The sequence below is a fragment of the Shewanella sp. cp20 genome (assembly GCF_000832025.1).
In the GTDB taxonomy this organism is placed as follows: domain Bacteria; phylum Pseudomonadota; class Gammaproteobacteria; order Enterobacterales; family Shewanellaceae; genus Shewanella.
Genome location: NZ_JPII01000028.1, coordinates 20,457 through 32,586, shown reverse-complemented (window position 1 = coordinate 32,586; position 12,130 = coordinate 20,457). Strand labels below are relative to the sequence as shown.

Below are 12,130 nucleotides of genomic sequence, written 5' to 3'. Positions count from 1 at the left end.
TCGGCAACTGGCTAAACTTTATTCATACACTAAAACTGAAAACTCTAGTATAAATAAGCTGATAGCATCAAATTATGATTATTAAGGAGTCTCATGAGTTCACTACGCCTGCTCATCCTAACAATCGCCGCCTTACTCGTAGGCGCCTGTGCCAGCAAACCCACCACAGATTACGATACCCAGTATGACTTCGATGCGCTTAAGCGCTTCACCCTGCAGAGTCCTGCCAATATCGGCGACCCCCTCAGCACGGCGCGGATAGACCAGGCCATCGTCGACAGCCTGACCCAGAGAGGCTACAGCCAGGTCGCCGACCAGCCCCAGTTTATGGTGACCTACGGCTTCAAGGTGGTGGACAAACCCAAGAGCTCCGGGCTCTCCATCGGCCTGGGAACAGGCAGCTGGGGCAGCTCAGGTAGTGTCGGAGTCGGCACCAGCGTCGGCGTGCCACTGGGCAGCGACAGCGCCAAGATGCAGCTCATCCAGATAGACATAGTCGACAGCGCCAGCAACAAGCTGGTCTGGCGCGGTAGCGATAAGTTTGATTACGATGACGGCGGCGAGAAAAAGGCCAGAGAGACCAGGGAAACCGTGAACAAGATTCTCTCTCAGTTCCCCCCTAAGCCCAAGTAGACTCGCTCCTGATGGGCGTTGACCGCATGCACTATTGATGAGCGTTGACGGTACGCCCTTGCGCCCAGTGACGCAGCGCGGCCAGTTTTTCCCGCATCACCACAGACAGGGGGCGAGTCTTCATCAACTCGCCCAGCAAGAGCGCCTGAGACACGCTTTGATCCGCCGCCCGCGCCGTATAACGCGCGGAGATGATCGCCTGCTCTATCTCGGCACCAGAGAAGCCCTGGCTGGCCTGTGACAGCTTAGCCAGATCAAAATTAAGCGGGTCGAGCCGACGACGCTGCAGATGGATCAGGAAGATCGCCTGGCGCACGCTATCATCTGGCAGATCCACAAAGAAGATCTCATCCATCCTGCCCTTACGCATCAGCTCGGGTGGTAGGGCACTGATATCGTTGGCCGTAGCCACCAAAAACACCTCAGATTTTCGCTCGGCCATCCAGGTCAGCAGCGCTCCCAGGATCCGCTTAGAGGTGCCATCGTCGCTGCTACCACTACTGAGACCCTTCTCTATCTCGTCTATCCACAATACGCAAGGCGCCATAAGGTCGGCCAGCGCCAGGGCGTTACGCAGATTCTTCTCCGTCTCGCCGATATACTTGTTATACAGGGCCGACATGTCCAGGCGCAGCAAGGGACGCTGCCACATGCCCGCCACGGCCTTGGCCGCCAGGCTCTTACCACTGCCCTGTACCCCCAGCAGCAAGATCCCCTTGGGATGATCGACCCGCCCCTCTGCACTCGATACCGGACTGCGATGGGAGAGCCATTTCTTCAGGTTATGCAGGCCGGCCACCTGAGAGAAGTCGCTGGTGTCATATTCAAACTGCAACACCCCTTCCATATCCAGCAGCTTAAACTTGCCCTGGTTAATCCTGTCCACGTCCGAGTGAGTGATGGCCCCATCATCCACTATCGCCTTATGAGCCAGACGGCGGGCATCGTCGAAGGTCAGCCCCCTGAGATTCTCGGCCAGCTTAGCCACGGCGTCATCATCGACACTCTGCAGCAGACCTTCGCCGCGAGCCTTGTCTATCTGCTCATAGATAAGGTTTTGCAGCTGCACGGTATCTGGCAGCGAGATGGAGAAATGGGCGCAGTAGCGTTTGATCTCTGGCGGGATCTCGAAAGCATGGCTAACCAGGACTATGGTATGTTTCAATGCCTCATACTCTAAGGCGATCTCCTTAAGCAGACGCACATTCTTGGGGGCATTGTCGACGAAGGGATGAAAGTCGCACAATACATAGATTCCCTGCTGACTGGTGGACTTGATCTGCCCCAGGATCTCTGTGGGATCTGTGTTGAACTTCTGAGTCCCCATCTTCACATCGGCACGCGCCAGCCCTTGGGTGATGCTCCAGGTAAACAGCGGCTGATATAGGATGGTCGATACCCTTTTTAGCAGCTCGATCACCCGATACTCTTCATAGGTTTCGATCACGACGATCGGGGTATTGGAGCGAAGCACGGCGGTGAGATCGCGAATATCTTGCATAGTCATCCTTAAACAAAGCCACTAGCGGTATAAGATTAGTCGCTAGCAGTATATGAGCCGTCACTAGCGGCAGAAGCATTAGTCGCTAAGGCTGGCCCTGGTTCGCCAACCCAAGCGCTATTGTTACCCCAGTATCTCAACAAATTCAATTATTCACGCCATGAATTACCCCATAAAAAAGCCCGCAACGCGGGCTTTTTTATTAGCGGGACTCTGTTAGACTCGCCAGACTGACAGGCTATCAGTTAATGAAATAGGTAGTTCAGCCAGCCCTGCATGCGCAGCAACACCTTACGCATCACGGCCACATGAGAGAAATGCTCGGTATAGACCGCCGCCTGACCGGACACCCCGGCGGGAAAGTTACGTTTCGCCTCGTGATCGTCCAGCTCAATCAGGACGATGGCGCGCCCCCTGGGCAACAGTGCCATAGAGGAGACTAGCGCCCCCTGAGACTGAAACTCACCCTCGGCCATGGCGGGCAGCACCTTGGCCACCCGGCCCTTAAACACCTCACCCGGCGCGGCATCCAAGATCATCTCGGCTTCGTCTCCCTCCTTGAGGCGCAGCAGGGAGTTTTGCCAGAAGGCCCCGGCAAAATAGCGCTCCTCGTCGGGAATAAAACTCACCAGGGAGCGTAGCGGCATAGGCACGGCAATCACCCCGGGGCGCAGCGCCATCTGAGTGACTATGCCATCGGCCGGCGCCCGCACCACAGTTTGCTCGAGATCGTACATCGCCTTATCCAGTTCGGCTCGGATCCCGGCCACCTTGGTATTGACACCATCAACATTGGATTCATAGGCGAGCCTGACCCTCAACTCTTCAGAGCGGGCCGCGGTAAGCTGCGCCTCGGAGGCCATGTAGAGCTGGCGTTTGTTATCCAGCTCCAGCTCGGTAAAGGGCGAGTTGGCACCGCCACGCTTGCGCCCCTTCTCGTATCGCTCGAACGCCGACTTGCTTCTGTCTCTATCGGCCGTGGCTCGTTCCACACTGGCCTGAGCCGTCTGCCAGGCCGCCTCTAGCTGAGGCACCTCGAGTTCGGCCGCAGCCAGTGCCGCGCGCTTTTGCATCACCACCGCCTCGAAGGGCTTAGGATCGATGCGAAACAGCACATCCCCCTTCTTCAGGGGCACATTGGGCTTGGCCTCGACACTGGTCACCAGGCCACGCACCGCGGGGTTGATGGGAACCGTGGCAAACACCTGACGCGCATAGGGCGTGTAGGGGTGGTTATAGTTCATCAGCAGCACCAGGGCGCCGACGATCACTATGCCGCCGAGAATCGCCGTGGGCACAGTCCATTTATTGAGTGGTATCTTGAAGATCTTGAAGATGGCGATACAGATGGCGGTGTAGGTCAGAATGAGTAATAGATCCATCTTATGACTCCTTCTCTTGCGAATCTGACTGTGTCTCGACCACATGCAAGGCCGCTTGCCCGCCCTCGACGGCGCTCAGACGCTGTTCAAGCTTGGCGATGGTTTGATTGAGCTGTTTGACCTCATCTTCCAGCGCCAGCTCTCGCTCGACCACCTTGTTGAAGCCCCAGCCTCTGTCCTCGCGATACAGGGTCGCCCAGATCCACAAGAAGGGCCAGATAGCGTGCAGGGTAAACAGACTCACCCAACCGGCAACATGCAGGGCATCTTGCTGGGGATGATTACGCTTCTTGGCTATCTCATAAGGAATATCGTGGATCACGATCACCCCATAAAACAGGAAAACGGCGACAAAGATGATGACACCTAAAGCAAAGTAATCCAGAAACACGGCTCACTCCTTATTGTTATTGAACCTATTTAACCACAACACACCGCGCCATCGAGATTGGCGCAAACAAGTAAATCTCGCAATTTTACTTTATCCATACTAGCCATAAATTGCTGATAATGCTTTCCTAAATTCGCGTCATAATCTTGATCCAGTACACACTTGTCGGCGTAAGGGGTCTGCATACTCCTTGCTAAGAGGTAAGATAGTCACCAAATAATCGAAGCTGGGCGCACGACCCACTCAAGATAAAAAGGTACCCACACCATGATAGGCACACCCTATTCAAAAGGCGCTAGGCGCGTCATGCTGCTAGGCTGCGGCGAACTCGGCAAAGAAGTTGCCATCGAACTACAACGTCTGGGCGTCGAGGTCATTGGCGTCGACCGCTACCCCAACGCGCCGGCCATGCAGGTCAGCCACAGGTTTCATGTGATCAACATGCTGGACGGTGAGGCCCTGCGCGCCATCATAGAGCAGGAACAACCCCACCTGGTGATCCCCGAGATCGAGGCGATCGCCACTCAGACCCTGGTCGAGCTGGAAGCGCAAGGAGTGAATGTCGTTCCCACCGCCAAGGCAACCCAGCTCACCATGGATCGCGAAGGCATTCGCCGCCTCGCCGCCGAGACATTGGCTCTCCCCACCTCACCCTATTTCTTCTGCGACACCCAGGCCCAGTTTGAGCAGGCAGTCGCCGACATCGGCCTCCCCTGTGTCGTCAAACCTGTGATGAGCTCATCGGGCAAGGGCCAGAGCATCATACGCAGTGAGGCGGATATTGTTTCGGCCTGGCAATATGCCCAGGAAGGCGGCCGCGCAGGTGGCGGCAAGGTGATCGTCGAGGGCTTCGTCCCCTTCGACTATGAGATCACCCTGCTTACCATCAGCGCCGTCAATGGCATTCACTTCTGCGATCCCATAGGTCATCGCCAGGAGGATGGCGACTACCGCGAGTCTTGGCAGCCCCAGGCCATGTCTGATGCCGTGCTCGCCAAGGCGCAGGCGATCGGACGTAAGGTGGTTGAGGCGCTTGGCGGCTACGGTCTGTTCGGCGTCGAGCTGTTTATCAAGGGCGAAGAGGTCTACTTCTCAGAGGTGTCGCCTCGTCCACACGATACCGGCCTGGTCACTCTTATCAGCCAAGACCTGTCGGAGTTCGCCCTGCATGTGCGGGCCATCTTAGGCCTGCCGATCGCCAACATAATGCAACACGGCCCATCGGCATCGGCGGTGATCCTGGCCGAGGGCACGAGTCATAACATCAGCTACCGCGGCATGGCGCAGGCACTCGTTGAGCCAAACACTCAACTGCGCCTATTTGGCAAGCCAGATATCGACGGCCGTCGACGTCTCGGCGTGGGCCTGGCCCGCGGGGAAAGCATTGATAACGCCATCGACAAGGCGCTCAAGGTTGCCGCTCAGGTCGAAGTTTTGCTGAATTAAATCCTCAGCAACTAAAGAACAACAAAAAGGGCGCCAATAGGCGCCCTTTGCTTTCCCACCAGATGACCTTGGCTTAATTCACCTGATTAATCGGCTGCCCCGCCAAATAGCCCCGGAGGTTATCAATGGCAATGGTCAACAGATTCTGCCTCGCCTCCCTGGTCGCCCAGGCATTATGAGGACTGATGCTGATATTGGCCGCACTCAGCAGGGGATTGTCTGCCTCTGGCGGCTCGCTCGATAACACATCCACGCCGGCCGCGGCAATCTCGCCGCGGCTTAAGGCGTCGGCCAGGGCCTGCTCATCTACCAGGCCGCCCCTGGCCGTGTTGATCAAGATGGCGCTGGACTTCATGGCCCTTAGTCGCTCACTATTGATCAGCTGCTGGGTGTCCGGCGTCAGCGGGCAGTGCAGCGAGATGATGTCGGCGGCTGCGAATAACGCCTCACGCTCGCACCAGCTGACCCCTTCCGGGAGATCCCGTTTAATAGATGGCGTGTTAACCAGCACCCGCATCTGAAAGGCCTTGGCAATAGCAGCCACCTGCCGACCTATATCGCCAAAGCCCACCAGTCCCAGCGTCTTGCCCTTAAGCGATTGCAGCGGCGTCAGGGTAAAACAGAAATCTGGCGCCTGAGACCAGGCGCCGGCCACCACGGCATTGTGATGATCAGACAATCTCTGGGTGTGGTGCAGGATATGGGCAAATACCATCTGCGCCACGGCGTCCGGACCATAGCCGGGCACATTGCTCACCTTGATCCCTAGCTCACTAGCCGCTTTGAGATCCACCACATTGGTACCAGTGGCGAGCACGCCGACATACTCGAGCCCAGACAAGGCCTTGAGACTCTCTGCGTCGAGCACTGTCTTATTGGTCAGCAACACCTGGGCCCCCTGAGCACGATCGATAAGCTCGGCCGGAGCGGTTCTGTCAAAGCAGTGAAACTCGCCCAGCGCTGCCAGCGGCTGCCAATCGAGATCGCCAGGGTTGAGGGTGTAGCCATCGAGTACAACTATCTTCATGAAGACTGCTCTCTTAAGGGTTAAAAAGTGTATTTAAATCCGGCATTCACCTGGCCCTGCCAGATGACATCGGCGCGGATATTCCAGATACAGCGGTTAGCATCACAAAACAGCTCGTTATCACTGTTGATGAAGGTGGCATAGCCGCGGCCATCGGCAAACAGGCTGAAGTTATCCCCGAGCTGGTATTCCACGCCTCCCCCTATGCCCATGGAGAAGCGTGATTCATCAGAGAAATCCCCGGACGGACGCATCTGTGTCATGCCGACACTGACGGTAACATAGGGACGCAGATCTCCCTTGGGAAAATAGAGCGAGCCCCCGAGGTGGGCGTAATCCAGCTCAAGCTTTGCCAAGCGGTTGGGATTAAACATACCACCAACGTGCATATCTGTGCTCTGGTGGCTGTAGAGTAGGTAGACATCGCCAGGATCCCGGGTCTTCATCCCCACTATGATGCCGTAGTGGCTGGAGTCCTTGATGCTGATACTGCCTTGGGTGCTAGTGCCGATATCTGTGGCATCGAGTTCACTGGTGCCAAAGCTATAACCACCGAAGGGAGCGACGAAGATATCCGACTTTGCCCAAGCAACCTGAGCCGTCATCCATGCTAAGAGTCCCGTCAATAAGATCAGCCTTATTCCCTTCATCGCCCTCTCCTTTACTTGTTTATGATTATCTCATGGCGCGGTCTTGCTTTACCCTGTCATAGGCGGCCTGAATATCCTGCGCCTTCTGTTTGGCCAGTTCCATCATCTCGGCGGGTAGCCCCTTGGCGACTAACTTGTCGGGGTGATGCTCATTCATCAACTTACGATAGGCACGCTTTACCTGCTGATCCGATGCCTGCTCGTTGAGGCCTAACACCTCGTAGGCATCGTTAATGGAGGTCTGCTGGCGGCCGTGGCGCTGGAAGTTCACTTCCGCCTGCCAGCGCTTGAGTAGTTCATCGAGTTGCTCGCGGCTAAAGCCCAGCTCCTTCGCCACGGTTAAGAGTATGGCATGTTCTTTGGCATCTAGCTCGGCGTCCGACAGTGCCGTCTGGATCTGGATCTCCAGAAACATCTGTAGCAGTTCACGTCGCCCCATGGAGATCAGCCTGAAGGTGCGCAGTGACGCCTTGAGATCGAAATCGGCGGCCTTGCCCTGAGTAAAGGCCGCCTGAGCCTCGCGGCGGGCATCGCCGCTGAGCCGCAACTGATCCATCAGCGCCGTCGCCAGGCGGATATCATTCTCGGTCACCTGACCCGAGGCCTTGGCCACATGGCCCATGACGGCGAAGGCGGTATTGAAAAACAGCGCCTGTCGATCGCTGCCCTTACCCATCAATTGCTCCACCTCACCACGCTTCTTGTCATAGAGGTGGCCCAGCCAGAGACCTATGATACCGCCTATGATGCGGCCAAACATGAAACCTATGGCAAACCCAAAAAACTTACCCCAAATCTTCATCTAACAACCTTTATTGTGTTTTTGTGCCGCGCGCAGTTCGGCGTCCAGTGACTGCAATCGCTCCAGGGTGCCCACGTCGCACCAGAGGTGAGAATAGTGCTCACCAGCTATCAGTCCCTGCTGCATCTTAGCCCTCAACAGCGGCGCCAGGCCGAAACGCCCGCAGGGCGCGTCATCGAAAAAGCGCGGATGATAAATGGCCATGCCGGAGAAGGTCAGCCTGGGCTCGCCGCTGTCATTAACCTTGCCCGCCTCCAGGGCGAAATCGCCCTCTGGATGCTGTTTAGGGTTATCCACCAACCAGAGGTAGGCCTGGTGCTCGCCCATCAACTCGGTGACTCTTGCCTTATCGAGCGCCGCTTCGAGAGACAAGCCCTTCACCCTGGGCAGGCTGTCGATGTAGACATCGCCATTGAGCACCACAAAGGGCTCATCCCCAAGCAGGGGCAAGGCCTGCTTGATGCCGCCGCCTGTCTCTAACGCCTCTGTCTCAGGGCTGTAGCTGATGCTGACGCCCCAGGCGCTGCCATCACCCAGATAGGCTTCGAGCTTATGTCCTAACCAGGCGTGGTTGATCACTATCTCTGTGATGCCTATCTTCGCCAGACGCTCTATGTGATAGACTATCAGCGGCTTGCCCGCGACCTCAGCCAGAGGTTTAGGCAGGCTATCTGTCAGCGGGCGCAGGCGCTCACCGCGACCGGCAGCGAGTATCATGGCCTTCATCCCTGTACCTCCACATGACCTGTCAGCTGAGACAGCTTGTCGCTGGTCATGTGCGGCATCACCTCACGCCTTAACCAGGCGATGAAAGGCGCAAATTCAGGATATTGTGCCCCTATATCGCACACGTAGCTCAGGGTCAGCGGAATATCTTTCAGATAACCCGGTTTGGCGTCGCGATAGTTGAGGCGGCAGAAGATACCTGCGGCTTTCAGGTGACGCTGCATCCCCATGAGATCGAACCAACGGCGATACTGGCTAAACGCCACCTCACCGGATATGCGGCCCAAGGCGCGCATCTGCTGATAGTGCCTATTAAGCAGGGGCTCGACCACATGATTCGGCCAACGGACGTAACAGTCCCGCAGCAGGGAGACGGCGTCATAGGTGATAGGGCCGATAACCGCGTCCTGAAAATCGATCACCGCCAGCTCGTCATCGCAGAGCATCAGATTACGACTATGGTAATCCCTGTGCATGCCCACCTTGGGCTGCTGGGCAACGTTTTCGATGAGCAGGCTAAAACACCCATCTATCATCTGCCGCGTCTGACTATCCAGGGTCAGTTGCAGATGATGCTCGACCAGCCACTCGATGAAGATAGTAAGCTCCCGCAGCACGAAGGCGTCGTCATAATCGGGCAAGGGCTGCCCAGCCGACGAGGTGATGGTCTGCAGCGCCTCAAGCAAGCCAAGGGCCTTGCCATAGTATTGCTCGACATTCTCAGGCGTCAGCACCTCGAGGAGCTGGGTATCACCGAGATCGGAGAGCAACAGAAAGCCCTGTGTCAGCTCGGCGGCCTTAACTTCTGGCGCCAGGATGCCATGATCATGATAGGCGTTTGCGAGGTCGATAAAGGGGGCGACGGGCACCAGATCCGGCGGCGAGTCCATGGTGATAAAAGTCTGGCTTAGATACTGGACACGATAGTAGCGGCGAAAACTGGCGTCACCGGAAATTAAGGCTAGCTGCGCCTCATCGCCTAAAGTTCGCGCTATCCATGAATTAAGGGCAAGAAATCTTGGATCTGACAAGGGCACCTCATGGCTCTTAGAAGAAAATTGCTTTATTATAAAGCAAAATAGAAACAGCAATTAAGATGATTCTATCTCTTTTGCTAAGTTGCTTCCTAAGGGGGATGCAACTATTCTCACCGATAACTTGTCTAGACTAAGAAATCACAAAAACGATAAAAGATGCATATCCGTTACTTATTGGCATTGGCGCTACTCCCGCAGCTAGTCTTGGCAGACGAATCGGAAACCACTCCCGCGCCCGGTGCCCAGTGTCTGGTACTTCCGCCCGTACCTATTCCAGAACCCAGCACAGACGAACGCCCTCTGGATCTGCAGCAGATTAAGATCGTTTCCGACTCATCCAACGCCAAGATGGGTGACAAGGCCACTTTCCAGGGAGATGTGACTTTCAGCCAAGGCGGCCGTCATATCGCCGCAGACAGTGCCGTGCTGGATCAGGCTAACGAGCGCCTGGATGCTAACGGCAACCTGGTGTTCCAAGACAATATGTTTACCGTCACGGCAGACTCCCTGAGCGCCGAGATGCGCAGCAACAGTGCCCAGCTTAAGGGCGCCCAATATTGGCTCCACGGCCAGCAGATCCACGGCGACGCGGAAAACCTGGAGATCACCCAGGACAACAACCTGCACCTGTCTAATACCAGCTTCACCACCTGTCCGCCAGGCGATACCTCCTGGCTGCTGGAAGCCGAGACCATCAAGATAGACAGCAGCGAAGAGTGGGGCGAGCTCTGGGACGCCAAACTGAAAATCGGCGATGTACCAGTCTTCTATCTGCCCTATATGACGATTCCCGTGTCGGAAAAACGTAAGTCGGGCTTCCTGTTCCCGTTTTTCAGCACCAGTACCACCAATGGTGTCGAGGTGGCGACGCCCTACTACTGGAACATAGCACCAGAGTATGATCTCACCTTTACCCCGCACTATATGTCGGCTCGCGGCCTGTTCCTCAAGTCTGAGTTTCGCTATCTTGCCGGCGAGGCACAGCAGGGGCAGTTAAATGTCGAATACCTAGGCAAAGACGATCTGGTACCCAACCGCGCCGACCGTTACCTCTACCACTGGCAGCATCAAGGGGCCATCGCCGACAACTGGCGGGTACTGGCCAACTTTACCGATGTGTCAGATAACAACTACTTCAACGATCTACCCTCTGACGTGCTGCGTGCCACGGACAATCAGATCTCGCGCATAGGCGAAATCGCCTATTTCGACGATAACTGGGACATGTCGGCCAGAGTGCAGGACATCAAGGTACTGGGTGAGGAAGAATCTCCCTACCAGGTGATGCCGCAGATTGGCTTTAACTATCGCGCGCCCGGATTGTGGCAAGGCATAGACTTCAACCTCATGGGAGAGGCGAGCAACTTCCGCCACAAGGAAGATCAATATGCCACCGCCAGCCGTCTGCACTTCGAGCCAAGCGTATCCCTGCCGATCCACGGGCCTGCAGGCTCGCTGACCAGTGAACTCAAGCTGTTACAGACCAACTATTGGCAGGACACCAAGAACTACACGGGTACAGAGCCGCTGGACAGCACGGTGAGCCGTACCCTGCCCCAGGTACGTATTCACGGTCAGATCAACTTCGAGCGTTTCACCGATTACTTCGATACTAACTACCGCCAGACCCTGGAGCCACAGTTCCAGTACCTGTATGTGGGCTATGAAGATCAGTCCAACATCGGCATCTATGACACTGCGCTATTACAGGATGACTATTACGGCCTCTTCAGGGATCGCCGCTTCTCGGGTCTCGATCGTATCGCAGACGCCAACCAGATGACGCTGGGTTTGACCACCCGCCTGTTTGACGATCATAACCTGGAGCGTTTCAAGTTCAGCCTAGGTCAGATCTACTACTTTGAAGACAGCGAGGTTGGCATCACAGATCCCTCCCGCCCGAACGAGATCTTCAAGCAGGAAAACACCTCCAACTCGGTGCTGGCGGCGGAACTGAATACCCAGCTGTACAGCGACTGGTTCTTGAGCGGCGCCATTCAATATGACACCAAGAACAAGAACAACAAGAAGAGTGAAGTCACGCTGGATTTCCGCCCCGGGGTCAACAAGCTGTTGCAGCTCAGCTATCGTTACGTGCCCGATTTAGTTAACAGCAACACCAACGAATCTGTTAATGTGTCGCAAACCGGCTTGCGCACGGCCTGGCCGATCAGCGACAACTGGTATATCGTGGGCAACTGGTATTACGATCTCAACGAAAATCGTAGCGTCGAGACCTACACAGGATTTCAATACGAATCTTGTTGCTGGGCGGTACGCTTAAGTTATCATTACCGCATTAAAACCAACTACGATGACAATTTAGATCCAACGTTCAACGACAGGGAGCTGTTCGAAAGCGGCTTCTACCTGAACTTTGTGATCAAGGGATTAGGTGGCTCCGGCCCGCTTGGGGTGTCGGACATGCTTAACGATGGCCTGTTTAACTATCGCAAGCCGCTCTACCTGAAAAACTAGTTTTAATATTTTAATCGGCTCCGCGCTGAACCTAGATACGGACTTGTAGTCCAATCA

11 protein-coding genes are annotated in these 12,130 nt (G+C 55.8%); 3 read left to right on the top strand and 8 right to left on the bottom strand.

Annotated features, from left to right (window positions below; all coding sequences use genetic code 11):
- Positions 1 to 93: 93 nt before the first annotated feature.
- The gene (locus DB48_RS10395; RefSeq protein ID WP_041510224.1) at positions 94 to 633 is read left to right on the top strand and encodes a DUF4136 domain-containing protein; all 540 of its coding nucleotides are present in this window, start codon (positions 94 to 96) and stop codon (positions 631 to 633) included.
- 31 nt (positions 634 to 664) lie between these two features.
- Here the strand turns inward: DB48_RS10395 and DB48_RS10390 are convergent, their stop codons facing one another.
- The 3 genes from DB48_RS10390 to DB48_RS10380 all read right to left on the bottom strand — a co-directional run bounded on the left by DB48_RS10390 (position 665) and on the right by DB48_RS10380 (position 3,907).
- Positions 665 to 2,134, bottom strand: coding sequence for an AAA family ATPase (locus DB48_RS10390; RefSeq protein ID WP_041510223.1), 1,470 nt, complete (start codon positions 2,132 to 2,134; stop codon positions 665 to 667).
- A gap of 245 nt (positions 2,135 to 2,379) precedes the next feature.
- Positions 2,380 to 3,516, bottom strand: coding sequence for an HlyD family secretion protein (locus DB48_RS10385; protein ID WP_041510222.1), 1,137 nt, complete (start codon positions 3,514 to 3,516; stop codon positions 2,380 to 2,382).
- A 1-nt stretch (position 3,517) separates the two neighbouring features.
- The gene (locus DB48_RS10380; protein WP_041510221.1) at positions 3,518 to 3,907 is read right to left on the bottom strand and encodes a DUF3302 domain-containing protein; all 390 of its coding nucleotides are present in this window, start codon (positions 3,905 to 3,907) and stop codon (positions 3,518 to 3,520) included.
- Positions 3,908 to 4,174: 267 nt separating this feature from the next.
- Between DB48_RS10380 and purT the strand changes: the two genes are divergently transcribed.
- Positions 4,175 to 5,353 (top strand): formate-dependent phosphoribosylglycinamide formyltransferase, encoded by a 1,179-nt coding sequence (gene purT / locus DB48_RS10375; RefSeq protein ID WP_041510220.1) that lies wholly within the window; start codon positions 4,175 to 4,177, stop codon positions 5,351 to 5,353.
- 73 nt (positions 5,354 to 5,426) lie between these two features.
- On the opposite strand, the gene DB48_RS10370 is transcribed toward purT, so the two are convergent.
- Genes DB48_RS10370 through DB48_RS10350 form a run of 5 tightly spaced genes read right to left on the bottom strand, consistent with a single transcriptional unit; the run spans position 5,427 to position 9,595 of the window.
- Complete coding sequence (locus DB48_RS10370; RefSeq protein WP_041510219.1) at positions 5,427 to 6,380, bottom strand: D-2-hydroxyacid dehydrogenase; 954 nt, start codon at positions 6,378 to 6,380, stop codon at positions 5,427 to 5,429.
- A 20-nt stretch (positions 6,381 to 6,400) separates the two neighbouring features.
- Positions 6,401 to 7,030, bottom strand: a complete 630-nt coding sequence (locus DB48_RS10365; RefSeq protein ID WP_041510218.1) for an outer membrane beta-barrel protein — start codon at positions 7,028 to 7,030, stop codon at positions 6,401 to 6,403.
- Between the two features lie 25 nt (positions 7,031 to 7,055).
- Positions 7,056 to 7,832: a co-chaperone DjlA gene (gene djlA, locus DB48_RS10360; protein ID WP_041510217.1), complete on the bottom strand. Its 777-nt coding sequence runs from the start codon at positions 7,830 to 7,832 to the stop codon at positions 7,056 to 7,058.
- Positions 7,833 to 8,558 carry an N-acetylmuramate alpha-1-phosphate uridylyltransferase MurU gene (murU, locus tag DB48_RS10355; protein WP_041510216.1) on the bottom strand — a complete coding sequence of 242 codons (726 nt, stop codon included), beginning with the start codon at positions 8,556 to 8,558 and terminating at the stop codon, positions 7,833 to 7,835.
- Positions 8,555 to 9,595 (bottom strand): aminoglycoside phosphotransferase family protein, encoded by a 1,041-nt coding sequence (locus tag DB48_RS10350; protein WP_052813756.1) that lies wholly within the window; start codon positions 9,593 to 9,595, stop codon positions 8,555 to 8,557. Before DB48_RS10350 ends, murU begins: the two co-directional genes overlap by 4 nt.
- A gap of 156 nt (positions 9,596 to 9,751) precedes the next feature.
- Here DB48_RS10350 and lptD point away from each other — a divergent pair, with 156 nt between their 5' ends.
- Positions 9,752 to 12,073, top strand: coding sequence for an LPS assembly protein LptD (lptD, locus tag DB48_RS10345; RefSeq protein WP_041510215.1), 2,322 nt, complete (start codon positions 9,752 to 9,754; stop codon positions 12,071 to 12,073).
- Positions 12,074 to 12,130 lie beyond the last annotated feature (57 nt).